At 68.4% G+C, this 17894-nt stretch carries 5 protein-coding genes; 3 read left to right on the top strand and 2 right to left on the bottom strand.

Translation table 11 applies throughout. The features are described 5' to 3' along the window. Nucleotides 1-2 precede the first annotated feature (2 nt). Genes tmk through ACX114_RS27250 form a run of 3 tightly spaced genes read left to right on the top strand, consistent with a single transcriptional unit; the run spans nucleotide 3 to nucleotide 3237 of the window. Nucleotides 3-1715: a dTMP kinase gene (tmk, locus tag ACX114_RS27240; RefSeq protein WP_459289209.1), complete on the top strand. Its 1713-nt coding sequence runs from the start codon at nucleotides 3-5 to the stop codon at nucleotides 1713-1715. Nucleotides 1716-1720: 5 nt separating this feature from the next. Then, complete coding sequence (locus tag ACX114_RS27245; RefSeq protein ID WP_459289211.1) at nucleotides 1721-2431, top strand: DUF4956 domain-containing protein; 711 nt, start codon at nucleotides 1721-1723, stop codon at nucleotides 2429-2431. Continuing rightward, entirely contained in the window at nucleotides 2428-3237 is an 810-nt protein-coding gene (locus ACX114_RS27250; protein ID WP_459289213.1) for a hypothetical protein, read from the top strand. The genes ACX114_RS27245 and ACX114_RS27250 overlap by 4 nt, the downstream gene beginning before the upstream one ends. Nucleotides 3238-3445: 208 nt before the next feature. Here the strand turns inward: ACX114_RS27250 and ACX114_RS27255 are convergent, their stop codons facing one another. Together ACX114_RS27255 and ACX114_RS27260 are read right to left on the bottom strand one after the other, a co-directional pair. Further along, entirely contained in the window at nucleotides 3446-3904 is a 459-nt protein-coding gene (locus tag ACX114_RS27255) for a DUF4265 domain-containing protein (RefSeq protein WP_459289215.1), read from the bottom strand. 14 nt (nucleotides 3905-3918) lie between these two features. Beyond that, complete coding sequence (locus ACX114_RS27260) at nucleotides 3919-17886, bottom strand: RHS repeat-associated core domain-containing protein (protein ID WP_459289217.1); 13968 nt, start codon at nucleotides 17884-17886, stop codon at nucleotides 3919-3921. Nucleotides 17887-17894: the final 8 nt, after the last annotated feature.

Consider the following 17894-nt stretch of genomic DNA (forward strand, 5'->3'; position numbering starts at 1 on the left):
CCGTGTTCATCGATTTCGAAGGCATTGACGGCAGCGGCAAGACGACGCTGTCCAACCTGCTCGCGTCCCGGCTGAAGCGGCTGGGCTACAAGGTCGCGCACGCGCGCGAGGGAGGCGAACTGCAATCGCCCACCGCGCGGCGCATCCGCGACCTGACGCGCGACGCGCGGCTGTTGGAGATGGGCCCGCGCGCCGAGTTCTTCCTGAACCTGGCCCGCGACGCGCAGCAGTTGGAAGAAGTCATCGCGCCCGCGCTGAAGCGGGGCGAGGTGTGCATCACCGACCGCTACCTCTACTCGCAGCTGGCGCTGACGGGCGGCGGGCGGGGCCTGAAGGAGGAGCAGCTGATGCCCTCCTGCGAGCTGGCGTCGCAGGGGCTGTGGCCGGACCTGGTCATCCTGGTGGACGTGGACCCGGACCTCGCGCGGCTGCGCAAGCGGCTGGGCAAGGTGCAGAGCGGCAAGGTGAATGACGCGGACAGCCGCAAGGGCCTGGTCGGAGCGGGGCTGGCGGTGCGCGTGCGCGAGGCGTTCCTGGCGCAGGCCCGGAAGGATCCGACGCGGTGGATCATCCTGGAGAACAATGATCAGCCGCTGCGCGTGCTGGAGCAGCGCCTGGTAGAGGCCGTGGTCGCGCGGCTGGAGGGCCGCGAGCAGCCGGTGCAGAGGCTGGTCCCCGCCCCTCCCCCGCCGGCGCCGGGCGCGGTGTCGGTGGACGACGTGGAGGAGCGCTTCTTCCAGGCGGTGGACAGCCTGGAGGCGCGCGAGCCGCAGCTTGCGGCGTGGCTGCTCAACGGCATCCCGGGCCTGCCCGCGCACCAGCGCCGACTGGCGTACGCGGAGCGGCTGCCGGGGCTGGTGGCGCGCAGCCTGAATGGACTGGATGACGACACGGCGTGGACGCTGCGCGACGTGCTGTCGGCGAGTGTGCCGGTGGACGTGGCGGAGGGACTGGGGCTTGTGACGTCCCCGCGCTCACACGCGCTGCGGCAGCGGCTGTACGCGCAGGCGCCGGCGGCGGTGCTGGAGGGGCTCAAGCGCCAGGACTCGCCGGAGGCGTGGGCGCTGCGCGAGCGGGGCCTGAAAGACGGTCACCTGGGCGCGGTGCTGCTGGGCCTGGCCGGCGTGGACGGTGAGGAGTCCTGGGTGGTCCGCGAGGCGGGCATGCAGCGCAAGCTGTACTCGGAGGTTGCGCGCAGCCTGGGCGGGCTGGCTTCCGAGCGCGCGGAGGCGCTGCGCGAGGCGCTGATTCCGCACGACCGGCTGGCGGTGCTCAAGAGCACCACAGGGCTGGAGACGCCGGTGGCGGTGGGCCTGCGCGAGCAGTTGGAGAAGGGAGCGCTGAAGCTGGTGCTGCGTTCGCTGACCGGCGTGGACACGCCGCGGGCCTGGGCGATGCGTGAGCGGGGCGCGCAGTCCACCAAGGAGGCGCTGGACTCCGTGGACGGGATGGACTCGCCGGCCGCGTGGAAGCTGCGGGCCTCCGCGGCGCGCCGGTGGCCGGCGACGGTGGTGTCATCGATGCGCGGGCTGCCGCTGGTGGCGGAGACGCGGGCGCTGCTGGACCGCATCCTGGAGGAGCAGGCCGGGAAGCTGCCGGTGCTGCGCAACGCGTACGCGGTGGTGGCGCAGGCCCGCGCGCTGGAGCAGGCGCAGCGGCCGGCGCGGGCGCTGGCGGAGACGCTGAGCGTGAATGCCGGGCGGCAGGAGGCATGACGCCCATGGAGGGTCCGTTCGGAGCGTTGTTCCAGGACGTGGAGCAGGAGCTGCAGGCGCTGTCGATGGGGGCCATCCTCCCCCGGCTGGTGGCGGCGGCGCTGATTGGCGCGGTGTTGTCGTCGCGGCCGTGGCGGATGTTGACGGGCAAGCCGCTGCCGAAGGTGGAGATGGTGCAGGCGCAGATCCTCCTCTGCGCGGCGGCGGCGGTGATTACGGCGGTGATTGGCGACAGCGTGGCGAAGGCCTTCGGGCTGGTGGGCCTGGGCGGGTTCGTGCGGTTCCGCTCGGGGCTGAAGGACCCGCGGGATGCGGCCATCCTGTTCCTGGTGATCGGCCTGGGCATGGCCTGCGGCCACGGGAACCTGGTGCTGGCGTGCGTGGGCACGGGGTTCGTGGCGGTGCTGCTCTTCGTGCTGGACCTGTTCGAGAAGAAGGCCGTGGCGACGAAGGAGGCGAAGCAGCGGCTGGTGGTGTCCGCGCAGGCGGACGACCTGGTGCGAGCGGAGGCCACGCTGAGGGCGGCGCTGGGCGAGCGCAACGTGATGGTGAAGAGCTGCGCGATGGATTTCTCCGCGCGGCGCGTGGAGCTGGAAGTGGAGGAGCCGGAGCCTGGAAGCCTGGCGGCGGCGTTGGGACGGACGGAAGGGGCGCCCTTGCGGGGCCTGCGGTGGACGGCGGTGAGCGCGAAGGGCGCGCGGGAGGAGACGGTATGAAGTTCAGGAAGCTGGCGGTGCTGTTCGCGGCGTGCGGAGCCATCGCTGCCTGTGGTGGAGGCGGGGGCAGCCTGCCGACGGGGAATGATCCGGGCGCGCCCACGACGAACCCGGACGGCACGGTGGACCTGCCGGGCAACGCGGTGGACCCGGACAAGGGCGGCGGCACGAAGCCGGATCAGCAGGCGGAGATGACGACCCTGTGGCCGCTGACCACGGGCTCCACCTGGACCTACCGCATCACGGATGACGTGGAAGGCGTGTTCGACAAGGTGGTGACGGTGCAGGGTCCGGAGACGGTGCCGGGCACGACGATGACGGCCGTGAAGGTACACAGCCGCCAGGACCGCACGAAGTCGGGCACGGTCTACGAAGAGAACTCCTGGCAACTGGAGCTGACCAACGGCCTGGTGGTGCGCCTGCGCGAGGAGGACGTCACGGACGGTCTGGCCACGAAGGCAACGACCTGGTCCCCGGCGATGATGAAGTCCCTGGCGGCGACGCCGGCCTCCGTGCCCTGGGAGCACCAGGACAAGGTGCGCGAGCTGATCACCTACGCGGCGGGAGGAACCGAGGGGAAGGATCCGACCTACGTCTGGAAGGTGTTGGAGAAGGACGTCACGGTGACGACGCCCGCGGGCACCTTCACCAATGCCATCAAGGTCCAGCGCGACAAGTTGAACAAGAGCGGCGAGGTGAAGGAAGAGAAGCAGCGCCTGTACTGGCTGGTCCCCGGCGTGGGCAAGGTCCGCGAGGACGGGGAACGCCTGGAGGAACTGGTGTCCTACGACGTGAAGAAGCCGTAGGCCGCTGATTCATCTGGATGGGATTGAGGCCCGGGTTGGCGCGAGGGATGCGCTGGCCTGGGCTTTTGACTCTCAAAATCTCACCACTCAGGGTGGGCAAACCATTAAAACAAACCAAGCAAACCCCTCATAGCCAGAGCGACTCCATCCAACCACCCATAACCACTCACAACCACAACCCTCGCAAACTCACAACGAGGCCACAAGCCTATCGCTGCCACCACGACAAGGGCTTCTTCGTGACAGGATCGTAGGCATTAGAAAACATCCACGTCGCCCCCTCAACGCGCGAGATCGCCCCATCAAAATAGTCAGCCATTTTATCAAAACCAACAACAGCCGGAACTGTAAATATCACCACCGTCTCCCCACCTCCATCCAACCATCCCCCCAGCTCAGCAACCTCTTTCTCCATTCGATCTGTTTCTACCCCACGATTCATCCCTGTCGCAGGAAAGAAAAACCAAACACAAAAATTACCCCCCCTCCCAACAACCCTGAACCCCCCATCATCCACCAATTCAATTTCATCTCCGGCGGCCAATCCCTCAACCAAGCCAGGGGAATGAGTCAGCCGGAAAACCCCATCCCTCGCCTGCTCCACCGGCACTACCTCTTTCAATGGCCGACGACCAGGACCAACACGAACATTCAGTTTGACATTCATACGCAGACAATACCTCAACGCCCATAAGGAGCGCCACAACTTCCGCGCTCCGAGCAGGACATCCCAGGCGAAACTTCACCTCGATTATTTGCAGACAGATTACACGCCGCACCTTCAAGGCATGTATTAACCTCGTCCAGATTCCCTCCCTTCGAAGTGGGCACATTCCTATGCCCAAGATGCATGTCGTCCGGGTTCTTGGATTTGTGACCACATCGCCAGCATGGGTACTCTGACCCTCCAGGACCAGCCGCCGCATCCACCGCATCGAGTTCTCGGGCACGCGCGGCTTCCTGATCCGAGCCCCGCATCGAGGCCGTTGGCCCACCTCGACTAGCGGCCATCTCGGCAGCCGTAGCACCTTCGCCATCCTTCAACACAATACCTCCTCCCCCCCTAGGCTGCTCCCGAGCAGGCCTGATCGGCGGAGTTTCAACTAGCACTTCAGTTTTCCCATCTCCCTTCGCACGCCTGACTGCGACGCGCACTCTTGAGCCTGTTGCCCCCCCGCCAGGCGAAAACTTCAGATCTATATGCCCTTGCTGCATCCTCCAGTACTGCGAACTTTCTTGAAATGCCGCGACCTTCCTGCGCCAATCATTAGCAACTGAGCGAAGAGCACTTGCGTTCTCTAGCGCGGGCGGGGCGACCTCAAGCGCAAGTTGAAGCGCAGCTTCCACCCTGCTTGCTTCATTGCCCGCAACCGTCGTGCCCGTAACCAGCCGTTGAGTCGAATCCAGGAACGGGACCTGGGACGCGCCAATCTCAGCTCCTTTGACACTGAGCGGAGATGCGTTCGACTCCATGGGGATCAGCCGGAGAGAAATAGTACGATAAACGCCCCCAAAAGCCCCTCCCACGCCATCTTTTGGCGGGGTCCAATCGACGCGGCCTGCGCCATTAACTGTCTGCTGACCACCTCCCCATATCTGGAACCACCAAACGAAACCTTGATTGATCAGGTCATCCGGCGACGGAAGCTGAAGCTGCGGGCCAAACTGTCCCCCGAATTCGCCAGACTGGCGACCATCCGGATCCACGAAACGCGTCGGGTTTCCATTGGCATACAACCACGGCATCAAGCCCTGCGGCCTCCTAAGGTATGCCTCTGCACCCAACATGTCCTCAGAAAGAAAGCGGCCCGTCTCTGAGCTGTACCAGCGCTGTTGAGCGTACGTCAGTCCCGCTTCCGCATCCCACGCGTGGCCCGTATATCCGAGGCTGGCTTGTGTCGATGTGGGTGCAGTGTTGTCGCGATAGGCACCCCAGGCAGCATACCGGTGCTTGGAACCCTCACCTGTCGCCGAGTAGCGCCCCACCGCACTGCCCAAACCATCATGAGCAATCCGTTCGGCCCCCACCGCAATCGTCATGCCTCCGGCCTGCGTGTAGAGCAGCGCGGGCTGTCCAGCTAGGCGCTCCTCCACCAGCGCACCGCCAGCCCACTGATACACAGATGTCTGCGAGCCTGTTGTCCTAGATACGCGCAAGCCGTCCCAGCCGTACTGGTATTGCGACGTAACGCTGTCGCCCTCCCCTGCCACATCGGGCACCACCGTCACCTTCGTCAGGCGCCCTGCCGCATCCCAGCCGTAGTCCTTGCGGCTGACTCCCCGCTGCTCGGACGTCACACGGCCCACGGGGTCCGTCACGTACGTCGCCAGACGCTGCTGAGTCGGATCCGATTCCAGCTCATTGAGGATGTGTTCCAGGCCGCCACGGGGATCATGCGTGTAACTCCAGTGACGCTGGGCTACCGCATTTTCAAAACCATCCGGGGTCAGGCTGCCGGTGTAACCTGAGGCCGTTTCCTTCTCCTCCAGCCGCGTTCCATCCTGAGCCAGCTTGTACAGCACTGACCGGCCGTTCTCGTACTTCACACCTGTCAGCCGGTCCGCTCCGTCGTAGCCATACTCCGTCTGCTTCGGCGGTCCACCCGCGCCATCCCAGTAGTCTTCGTGTGTCCGGTTGCCTCGGGCGTCGTAGGTGTATTTGAAGAGACTCTTCACACCCGTTGCGACCCCTTCGTCATTACACACTGCGTCCGTGGTTGCGTTCCGAACCGCGCTCAGCCGGCCCCGGTCGTCGTAGCAGCGTCGCTCCGCGAGCCCTCCGCCAATGACAGATAGCAGCCGGCCGCCTCCAGCCTCCCACGCAAATGCCGTCTCCCCCGCTGGGCCCGTCGCCGTAGCCATCCGCCCGCGCGAGTCATACCCATACGTCACCGTCCCCGCGGAGGACGTCACCGTCCAATGCTGCCCAGACGCAGTGTAGGTAAAGTCCACTGCGTCCGAGCCGCGGCTTTGACGTTCCAGGAGACGCCGTGCGTTGTATTTATAGTCATTGACCAGTGGCGTCGTTCCCCGCGTCTCCTCCACGAGCCACGGCTGGTCCGCCGCCGTGTACGCCAGCGCCACCGCCGTCAACTGCGTGTTCGCGACGCTCGAGGGGCCTGGCTGGTAGGACGCCCGGGCCGGACGGCCTCGGCCGTCCATCAGGGTCACCACCGTGTCCTGATTCGCGTCCACCTGAGTGGAGACACCGTTGATCCACGTCGTCTGCCACAACGACGTTCCCCGCGTCCTCCGAACCTGACGCCCCAGGGCGTCGTAGCCGAAGGTTTGGGCCGCCGTGGGGCTTCCCGCGGGCGGCGTCACCGAGGTCAGCCGCAGGAGCCCGTCATACCCATACACAAACGAGCCCGAGTCCGGGTGTTGAGTTCCAAGCAACTCACCTCGCGCGCCTCGAGAGTAGGTCCACGTCTGGGCGTCAGGGGTCTCAGCTCCGTACGTCACCGTGAGGAACTGCCCATTCGCGTCGTACGTATAGCCCGTCTTCTCCCAGCTCTCGGACCGGCCGTACTTGACGAGCTCTTTCAGACCTCGGTCGTTGTAGAAGGTCTGCGTTTCCCTTCCGTCCGGATGCTCCTGCTTCGTCACGCGGCCCGCAAGGTCGTAGGTGTAGACCGTCGGCTCCGTGTCGAAGGTCTCGGTCTTCAACAGACCATTCACATACGCATAGGTCGTCGCCGGCAGTCCTGCCTTCTGCTGCTTCGTCAGTACACCCGTCGCGTCGTAATCCCAGACGTCCGTGAACCCGCCCTGCTTCAGGGACACCACGTTGCCCAGAGCGTCCACTTCTGTCTCGGACGTCCACGTGTCGGTCTTGCCGCCAGCGGTGTCCACGCTCGTCGTCGTCGCCTTGCGCTTCACCCAGGCCGTCGTCGTCTCGTACAGGTATGAGGCGCCGCCGCCCCCGGACCACGACTCCTCCTGCTCCAGCACACGGCCCCGGTCGTCCCGCGAGTCGTATTCCGTGGTCGCCGTCCAGTCCGTGCCTTCCTCCACCTTCCGAGACTTCTCCCACGGTCCCTCCCACGCGACCGTCAGCTCTCGGCTGGCATTGCCCCCTGCCACCGTCTCCTTCACCAGGCGGCCCCGCGCGTTGTGCCGCCGTGTCGTGACGATGTCCTTCTCCGCGCCGAGGACAGCCGTCTCCACCGTCTCGTGCGAGTCCGGCAGGTAGCCGTAGGTCCACTGCATCTCCGGCGTCGACCCGTAGGCCGCCACCGTGCGGGTCAGGGGCCGGCCCAGGCCGTCGTAGGTCTGCGTGCTCTGGTAACCCGGGTGCGGCCCCTTCTCCACCTCCACCCGGCCTTCGTTGTCGCGCTCGTAGGTCTTGGTGAAGTGCTCCGGGTCCTCCACCTTCAGCAGGTTGCCCGCGGCGTCATAGGTGCTGCGCGTCACCTCGTTCTCTGGCGACTGATGCAGGAACACGTCGCCGCGCTCCGTGTAACGGAACACGTCCACCGCCAGCCTTCCGTCCACTTGGCGCCGGGTCTCCAGCACCCGGCCCGCGGTGTCCATCAGCTGTGTCTGGCTTTCGGTGCGCTGCCCATCTCCCGTGTCGATGGTGCGCGACACCGTCACCAGGTGCTGCGCATCGTCGTACGTCCGTGTCTCCACGAGCGTCAGCGTCCGGGCATTGGACGTCCCCACGGTGCGCGTCGTGCGGGTCAGCCGGCCCAGCACGTCCGAGTACTCCATCTCCTCCACGAGCCCCAGCTCCGCATCCTCGACGCGCGTCGGCCGGCCGGCATGGTCATACAGGCGCACCTCGTGCACCGCGCCATCCGCCCGCTCGCTGTCCGTGTTCCGCGGCCGGCCCATCGCGTCCAGTTGCGACAACACCAACGCGTGGTTCCCGGCGCTGCCCAGCACCCGGCGCACGGGATTGCCCTGCGGATCCAGCGTCACGGATTCCGTGTCGCCATCCCCGTAGTCCCACGATACGGCGCGGCCCGCCTCGTCGTACTGGATCGTCGTCTGACGCTTCAGCGCATCCCAGATGATCAGGGGACGCCCTTCCGCGTCCAACTGGTATTCCGTCGACGTGAGGCCATCGACCTTGACGCGCTCCAGGCGGCCCGCGAGGTCGTATTCGTTGACGTGCACGTGGCCCGTCGCATCCGTGGTGCTGTGCAGCCGGCCATTGACATACGCGTAGGTCGTCGTCGCCATCCGCGCCGGGTCACCCACGCGCACGGACTCGCTCATCAACAGCCCATCCTCGTACGTCGTCACGCGCAGGTGGGCGGACGTCGTGCCACCGTTCTGGGTATCCGCCTGAGCCAGCGTCTCCGTCACCGTCAGGACCAGCTTGCCTTCCGGCGACTCCGTCTCCGTGTACGTGTACGTCCAGTTCTCCGTGGGCGTCCCGGAGCGCTCCAGGGTCAGCACCCGGCCCAGCCCGTCGTACGTCCACGCTTCGTAGGCGCCCGTCTCCGTCTCCTCGGAGCGCAGCACCCGGCCATAGGCGTCGAACGTCAGCGTCCGCGTCAGGGTGCCCAGCCCCGTGGCCCCCTCCAGCGACGTCACCGTCGTCTTCGCCTGTCCCAGACCATTGAAGTCCTGGTTGCTCACCGTCCGGCCCTGCGCATCCGTGAAGCTCTTGAGCAGGCCGTCCGGATCGTACTCCTGCGCCTGGAACACAGGCTTCGAGCCCTCAACGTTCGCCAACGTCAGCCCCAGCAGGTCGCCCGCCGCGTTGCGCGGACTGGAGATGGTCGCGGAGCCTCCCCCCACCTTCACTGTCGACGTCGTCGGCAGCCCGAAGCGCGGATCCAGGTCGTAGTGCACGAGCTTCCGGTCCGCACCTAGGCCCGCCACGGGCAGGCTGCCCTCCGGCCCCTTCGTCAACACCGCGTCCGTCAATTGCAGACTCGTGTTGGACGTCATGTTCATCACCCGCCCGGCGGGTGACTCCGTCCGGTCCACCACCACGGGCTGGCCCTTCGTATCGCTCGGCCACTGCTGCTTCGTCTGCGCCAGCGGTGTCTGGCTGCTGGACAGGTTGTTGGACGTGTTGAGTTGCAGTTGCACCTGCACCGCGTCCGGCCGCGTGACGGTGCGCTGGCCCTTGTCGCCGTAGGACATCGACAGCGTCCCGGCCATCCCGGTTTCCTGCACCGCCGACACGACCTCCTGCTTCGAGACGTGCGGGTGCGGCACCCCGGGCGACTGCCGGAAATACCGGGCCGCGTACTGCACCGGGCCCACCGCCTCCGCGGCGTCCCCGTGGATCCGGCGCGCCACCGACAACTCATTGAGCGCCGCGAAGCGCGCCGTGGCGCCCAACGTCTGGGGCACGGGCTCGTATTCGTAGGCGTAGATGAGGAACGGCACGCCCGGCGTGCGCACCACGCGCGTGAGGTTGCCCCCGCCATCTCGCGTGAACGTCGACGTGTAGCTGCCTCCCGCGCCTCCGGTCAGCGTCACCGACTTCAGCCACTGGAAGCCCTGGCTGCGCACCGCCAGCCGCAACAGCGGCGACACGCCCGGCGCCTGCAGGTCCACGGCTTCGTAGCCGAAGCCCAGTTGCACCTGGGCCGTTTCACCCTTCCGCGTCACGGACGACACCAGGTCCGACGACGGCAGGTAATCGAGCTTCGTCCAGCCCTTGTCCTCGTCCCGGGCGTGCGAGTCACCGAAGCGCGTGAGCAGCCAGCGGCGTTTGCCCTCGTCCGTGGCCCCCATCGCCCGCCGGTTGAATTCGAACGTCTCACCCCGGGGCGTCTTGAGGGTGACCTCGTCGCCTCCGGACATGTTCACCGGCGCCGTCACGGACAGCGTGAAGCCGTGCGTGTTGTCCGTCGTGCAGTCGCTTGCGTTGCCTCGCAGATCGGGCTGTCCCTCGGACGGGTTCTCGGGCGGCGTCTTGCAGCCCGGGAAGCTGTAGGCCTGGCCGTTCACCACCGCCACGTAGCGGCCGAAGCGCTCCTCGCGGACGTAGCCCTCGAAGTTGTGATGCCAGCCAATGCCCAGCGGCGCGTATTCGTTGTCCTGGTTGTTGTACGTCCGGGAGAATCCGAACGCCCCGCCCAGGAACGGCACGGAGAAGTCCTCGTGCGAGAAGGACAGGTGCCCGTCCGACGAGCTGATGCCGGACACCGACGACTGCCCCACCGCCCGTGCGTTCGCCGCGTTGTAGGTACCTTCCGGCTTGCCCAGCGCCGTCACCGTGCGCTCGCCCGCCGCGAGCGACGCCGCGGACTCCGTCACCAGGTACACCGGCCTGGCCCCCAGCTCGTTGCCCGGCATGCTCGACAGGTCCGAGGGCAGTGCGAGCTGGAAGCGCCGCGCCCCTGACGCGGAGGGCTGCGGCAACAACTGCAGCTGCTCGCGCACGCGGCCCCGCTTCGTGTCCGTCACCACGAGCTTCCCGTCCGGCCCGACCGCGAGCAGCGCCTCCTTGAGGAGGTCCCCCTTCGACGGCTCGCATTCCTTCGACGAGCACAGCTTCACCACACCAGCGCCAAGCTGGTCCGGCTCCACGAAGAAGGTGCTCATCGCCGGACGGCCCACCTGACGGCCAATGGCCGCCGTGCCATCCGCGGCATCCTTCATCACGGCGGCTTCCGCCAGGTGCTCCGTCGACGCCGCCAGCACGTCCTTGCGCGACGCGAGCCCGTACAGGTTGAAGCGGTAGAGGACGTTCTCCGCGTTCCCGCTGAGGTACAGCTCCAGGTAGAGGATGTCGCTCGCGCTGAGGACCTCCGCGAGGTACTCGCCGCCGCAGTTCGCCACGAGCGTGTGCGCCTGCGCGTTCACCTTCAGCGGGCAGTCGATGCCGAACGCATCACTGCCCAGGCGCACCCGGTAGTCCCCGCTGAGCGTGCCCGCACGCCCCGGGTCCGAGGGCGCCAGCAACTGGGCCAGGAAGTCGTACGCCAGGTCGCGCTCCGCCGCGGCCGGTTCGGTCCCCGGCGGCGGGTCCATCAGGTCGCGCGTGGTGCCGTCGCCCGTGGCCTCCAGCTTCGTCGGCTTCAAATCGAGGATGCGGAACTCGTGCTCACGCGCGACGTCGTACTGGTCGGAGAGCACGCCCTTCGCGTCGTAACGCTTGAAGACGTTCTTCAGCACGATGGCCTGCGCGGGCAGGCCTGGCGGGTTGGTCCCCAGCGGCAGCTGCTCCTCGAAGTGCGGCGGCTTCGCCACGTCCTCGGCACGGCTCACCCAGCCGTCGCCATCCTGATCGCGCTCGAGCAGCCGGCTGCCCACGACGTGCAGGTAGTAGTTCGCGGTCAGCAGGCTGTTGACGGTCTCCGTCTTGCCATCCGCGTTGAGCCGCCGCATCGCCGCGTCCACGTGCACCGTGTGCTGCCCCGGCGCCACCGAGAACGTCGTCACCGCGGGCTGCTCCACCGCGCTGCCCGTCACCCGGACGATCTGCCCCGCCAGCGGCGGCACGCCCGTCGGCACGTCCGCCAGCTCCTGGTCGTCCTGGAGGCATGAGGCGGCCTGGAGGGGCGAGGCCCCCTGCGGCAGCTCAGAGCAGTACATCTCCAGCGGCACGCCCGCGTCCGCGTCGTCGTCCGTCAACAGCCCCGGCGCGCACGAGCCGCCATCCGCGTGGAGGCCCCGCACGCAATCACCCTGGGCGACGCCTCCATCGGCCATTCCGGTCCCCGGCTCCGCCGCCAGTTGCCGCTGCCGGCGCACCCGCCACCGGGTCACCACCTGCACGTAGTCGTCGCGCGTCGTCCCGGCGCCGCCCGTGCGGATGAGGTGCTTCTTCGCCGCCTGCGCCACGCCGTCGTCCTGGGCGCGCCGCTGCACCCGGACGTCAATCTCCGGCGGGTACAGGTCCACGTCGCCCGGGATGCCCAGCTCCTGCTGCGTGCAATGGGAGATGGGGACGGTGTTCTCGCCCTCCTGGATCAGCAGCGGACCGTTCGCGTCCGCCGCGCACTTCCCGTCCACGCGGGCATTGCGGTTGATCTCCGGCACCGTCACCGTCGCCATGCCGGAGTAGCCCGTGGCGTGGTTGATGGCGAAGACCACCAGCCGGTCCCCCGCCGACAACCGCAGGAAGGCGCTGTTGCTGTCGGTGCACTCGTTCTTCAGGAACAGGCGCTCCTCGACCGTCTTCGGCCCTTCCGCCAGCAGTTGCTCGCACCGGGTCCGCGTGGCCCGGGAGACGTTGTTCGTCGGCCCCAGCCGCAGCCGGGAGTACCGCCCCTGGGGGGCACGCGGCGGATTCGCGGCATCCGGGCACTCCGCGACCGACGGCCGCGTCACCGCGTAGCGCGCCAGCGGGTGCTCCAGGTCTCCTTCGCGGAAGAAATGGACCTCCGTCGTGGCGACATCGGCCTCGGAGAGCTGACGCACCTCGCCCGTCCGCGGGTCGCGCTGCGTCTGCGACACGCCCGGGCAGACCGCCGGGAGCGACTGTCCGTTCTTCTGCTTGAAGGTGATGGCGCCGTGCAGCAGTCGCACGTCCACCAGCACGTCCGCGCGGGTCGTAGCGCCCGGATACAGCCAGAACATGGGCGAGCACGAGGAGAACGAGCTGTCCACGCTGTCAAAGCGCGTGTTGCCCTCCGCATCCAGCCGCGCCACGAACCGGGGCCCCAGCGGAATGTCCGCGCAGGCGATGCTCTGCGTGTTGGGCGCGGGCACCTGCACGAGCGTGCTGTACTTGCCGGACTCGCCCGTCATCGCGGCGGTGTCGACCGAGCTGGTGATGTCCACGCGAACGCCCTGGAAGCGCGCCGCGCCATGCAGCGGATCCTCCTCGCCCTCGGAGCTCACCTCCGAGCGCTGAAGGACCAGGGTCGCGCGCTTCGGCACGCCGCCATCCGCCGGCAGCGGCGTCAGCGTGGCCTTCAGTTCGATGGCCCGCGTGTCGAACCGCGTCGCTCCGGTCAGGACGAGCGTCGTCGTGCCGGGCGCCAGCGTCACCGACGTGGTGAGCGTCGCCTCGTTGGCGTGTTCGACCGTCCAGCTCTCGCCCGCGCCCGGCGCCAGCGGCGTGCCGTCCGGGGAAACGCCCGACAGGACCGCGGTGACCGTTTCGCCTCCCGGGGCCGAAAGGGCGCTGTTCGCCTCATGGCGGGCGACGAAGCCGATGCCCTGCGTGTACGGCAGGTCCACCTCCACGGGCTGGCCCAGCGTCTTTCCCTCGGGCGCCTTAAGCTCCAGGCGCGTCTCATCCTCGGCCGGCGCGCGCACCACGCCCCAGGCGTGGGCCGTGCCCCCCGGGAAGGAATCCATCGCGCTCAGGCCCAGCGGCACGATGCTCAGCAATCCCTGGGCATGCGCCGTCGACAGGATGTAGCTGGCCACCTCCTTCCAGAGCGAGGGCCGCTCCCGGCGCGGCAGGTTCAGCCCCAGACCGCCATCCGTCGCGCCGCCCGTCGTACCGCCGCCCGTCGTGCCACTCCCCGTCGTGCTCCCCGCCTGGGCCAGCGCGGCCTCCACCTGGGACTGCTGCGCGGGGGTGATCTCCATGTAGCCGAAGTATTCGAACGACGCGGAGGCCACCGGCCCGTCCGATTCGATGGCCGTCTCACTCACCACATGGGCGAAGCCCACGCGCTTGAGCGCCAGGCGCCGGTCGTCGAACGCGACGAGCACCACCATGCGCCCGGTCGCGAGCTTCGTCCGGTTGGGCAGGGTCAGCGTCACTGGCTTGAGGAACTGCACGCGCTCGGGGCCCAGCTGCCACAGGGCCGCGACTCCCGCGCGGTCCTCCATGGGCACGGGCCGGCCGTGCGGCGGCAGCTCCGTCACCGTGAGGATGCCCTCCGTCGAGCCTCCCGCGAAGGACAGGCCGCCAGCGGGGACGAGCATGCGCAGCGCGTCCTGCGCGCCGTTGAAGCTCAGGGTTCCACCGGTCGCGCCGCTCACCGGTTGCGCCGATGCACCATCCACCGGGAAGAGCATCAGCGGCCGGTCCTGCGTCTCCTGCTCGGCCGTCACGAAGAGCTGCCGGCGCACCGTGGGCAACGACCGGCCATCCGACGTGGCCCCGCCCTCGTAGCGCATCACCACCTGCTGACCACCGCTCACGCCGATCAACGCCCAGTTGCCATCCGGCCCCGTGCGCGTGGACCGCCCCGCCTGGCCTTCCACCTCCACCTTCACACCGGACAGGGGGAACTGCCGCTCGTCCAGAACCACGCCACGCACCACCGTCAGCGGACGGCGGACGGTGAACTCACTGGCGAACGCCGAGGACTGATCCGGTCCCTGGGCGGCCTTCGCCCCCTGGACGCGAACCTGGATCCGCTCCCCCGCCGGCAGGGCGTCCCGCGCGACGAAGGTCACCGTCTGGCCCCCGGGCGCCACCGAGTACCCGCCCTCCAGCTTCGAGCCCCGGGCGAGCACCTCGAAGTGGCTGGCGACCGTGGCCGCGTCCACGGGCTTGTTGAAGGACACGCTCACGAGCGAATCCGTCTCCACCCCCGGGGTCCCCGAAGCGGGCGAGACGCCCGTCACCGCCAGCGGCTCATGCTCCACGTCGCGGTAGCGGACGCCGACGCTCGCGGTGCCCGTCAGACCGTTGGCGTCCGTCGCGCGCACCCCGAGGGTGTTCGCCCCCAGGGCCAGCGTCACCTTCTGCGTGTAGATCTCCTCGGACTCCTTCGTGGCGGTGAGCGAGCCGATCTCCACCGTCAGGGGGGCCGTCCCACCGGTCACCCGCACGCGCACGTCGATCTCGTCCGACGTCGCCTCCGTGCCATCCGCCGGAGAGAGCACCGTCACCTGCGGCGGCACGCTGGCGATGTTCAGCACCTGCGTGCGCACGCGGCGGTTGCCCGCGAGGTCCTCCGCCACGATCTCAAACGCGTTCGCCCCCGCGTGCAGCGACACCGGCCACGCGAAGCTTCCGGCGATCACCGTCACCGGCGCGCCATCCACCGTCACCCGGGCCAGGTTCGTGTCACCGGCCGTTCCCTTCAGCACGAAGGGGCTCTGGGTCACCGTCGCCGGGTTGGTCGAAGGCTCCTGGATGGAGAGCGACGGCATGGTCCGGTCGACGGACACCTGACGCACCGCGGAGGCCATGCGGCCCCGCGAGTCCGTCACTTCGACGGTCACCGTCTGGGGGCCTTCCAACAGCCCCAGCGAGGCATTGAAGTACCGCCCCGTCACGGCCGCGGCGAAGCCGTTCACCGTGACCTGGAGGGGAAGCTCGCCCCCCTCCACCTGGCCTGACACCGCGAAGCGCGCGCCCCCCAGCACCGCGCCCTCGTCCGGCGACGTCACCACCAGCGTGGGAGCGGGCTGGGGCTCCGGGGCGCCCGCATCCAGTTCAAAGGGCAGGCCCGCGTCGCCCGGCGTCGTCCCGCCGTCCTGCGGCCCCTGCGCACCGCCATCCTGGGAGGGCTGCGTTCCCGCATCCTGTCCGGGGGGAACACCGGCGTCGCTCCCCGTGGACCGCCGGTGCAGCACGAGCGTGCGCTCCACGCTGGCGCCATCCGGCGCCGTGGCCCGGACGCGGACGGTCAGATCGCCCACCGGCACCGACAGCACATGGGCGAACGTTCCATCCTCGTGGACCACCACCAGCGCATCGTTCACCGTCACCACCGGCGTGTGGGCGGGGTTCGGAGAGGAAGCCTCGCCGCGGACCGTGACGCTGCTCGCGGTGAAGACGTAGCCATCCGGAGGATCCGTCACAACGAGCGTGGGCAGCGCCGAAAAGCGCGTCACCGAGCGCGAGATGGACCTGACGTTCCCCGCGGCATCCGTCGCGGTGATGGTCACCGTGTTGGCGCCGTTCGAGAGGGAGACCTGCGTGGAGAACGCGCCCTGCGCATCCGGCGTCACCGGCTGGCCGTTCACCGTCAACGTCACCGGGGTGGCGTCCTGCACCGTTCCCGAGACGGTGACCTCTTCCGTGCTGACGGTGGCGTCGTCCACCGGGCTGAGCACGTCAAGGATGGGTTCCAAGGAGTCCCGCACGAGATGCACCGTGAGCGTGGTGGTACTGCCCTTGTCGTCGTAGGCCACCACCTGCAGGACGTTGCTGTTCTCCGACAGCGGCACGGTGAGGCGGTGGTTTCCGTCCTCCCCGAGCACGAAGGACGTCTCCCCCAGCTTCACCGCCGTCACGGAACCGTTGTCCGTGGCATGGACGACCAGTTCGACCTGGCCTTGACTCGTCACGGAGTCCGCCAGCGGCGACACCAGGGTCAACACCGGGGGCGGGTTGATGGCGAAGCGGACCAGTTTGACCGTGTAGTGGTAGAGGGGGTCACGGACGAGGATGGACAGCGTGTAGTCGCCAGGTGCCGAGACCACGCCATTGGGGAACGACTCGTTGTTCAAGGTGACCTGGAACAGGTCCACGTGGGAGCTCGTGACCGCCACGGAGATGTTCACCGGTCCGGGGTACACCTGCCCGTCCGTCACGCCGGTGACGACGACGGTGGGAGGGTCGATCAGGACGGCGAAGCGGATCCGCTGATTGGCGACGCGGCCCTGGGCGTCCTCCGCCCTGACGCGCAGCTCGTAATCGCCGTGCAGGGAGACCTCGGTTCCACTCTGGAAGCTCGCTCCGTTCAAGGTCGCGCTGACGACCACGGGAGCGTCGCCTCCGGTCACGCTGAAGGTCGGCGTCACCGGGTCCTCGGTCACGAGCCCTTCGGTGACACCGCTGATCGCGATCACCGGGGATGCGCTGTCCAGCACCACGGGGATGCACTGACGGGCGGTGTTCCCGCAGCTGTCCGCGATCACCGTGGTGACGGCGTTGATGCCCTCTTCGAGGGGGACCGCGGTACGGAAACCGTCATGGCCGACGAGCGTCGCCGTCTGGCCATTGATGAGGACCCCCTTCGTGTCCACGCCGAACCTGCCGGAGAAGTACACCGGCGACGTCGTGAAGTATGACCCCGGTTCCGGCTCACTCAGCGTCAACAAGGGAGGCATGGCATCCGCGTCGAACAGCGCGGCTCGCGCGCTGCCACCGCTGCTTCCCTGCACCGTCACCTTCAGGGAGTTTCCCTGCTCCATCAGGGGGACGAGCGCGGCGAACGTCCGCCGCTCAGCGGCGGGAACGTTCGCGAGCATGTCCACGCCGTTGAGCAGGATTTCCGCCGTGGTGTCCTCGCCGGTGAGGTCCACCATCAGGATCGCCAGCGTATCCACGCCCTTTCGGCTGAACGAGGGCTCCTCCGCCGGAGGGCCGCCCACCTGCGCCACCACGTTCACCATCCCGCAGGGCAGGTTGGTCAGGGCCGCGACCGACGCGCGGACCTCACCACCGCCGGTGGCGGACACCTCCAGGAGATTGGGCGAAGACAGCACCACGCGGCGCACCGCGACGGGCGTGCCCGGAGCGAGCGTGAGCACGCCAGCGCCATTCAGCGAGACCTGCGCCGTCTGCACCGCGTTCTGGCCCTTGCCGTCGCCGTTCTGGACGACGACCAGCGCCTGCTCTCCCTCGGATCCGGGGATCTGCGCGCTGCCCTGCGCGCCCCCCGCGACCACCAGGGTGCCGCCCCGCCACGAGGAGTTCGTCGAGACCGGCTCCACCGCCGCGCAGGCCTGGACGAGCCCCGGGGCCAGCGGGGCCTGGGCTCGGGCGACGGCGCCCGAGGGCGCCGCCGGGGCCGCGGGCGTCTCCTGCTTCTTGCCGCACCCCACCACCACCGTCAGCGCCAGGGCTCCCCAGAGCCAGACGCCTCGCATCCCCCCGC

It is taken from the genome of Corallococcus sp. M7 (assembly GCF_054512695.1).

Coding starts and splice junctions, on each gene's coding strand:
- ACX114_RS27255 (WP_459289215.1), bottom strand. CDS start 3,904: ATGAATGTCAAACTGAATGTTCGTGTTGGTCCTGGTCGTCGGCCATTG.
- ACX114_RS27245 (WP_459289211.1), top strand. CDS start 1,721: ATGGAGGGTCCGTTCGGAGCGTTGTTCCAGGACGTGGAGCAGGAGCTG.
- ACX114_RS27250 (WP_459289213.1), top strand. CDS start 2,428: ATGAAGTTCAGGAAGCTGGCGGTGCTGTTCGCGGCGTGCGGAGCCATC.
- ACX114_RS27260 (WP_459289217.1), bottom strand. CDS start 17,886: ATGCGAGGCGTCTGGCTCTGGGGAGCCCTGGCGCTGACGGTGGTGGTG.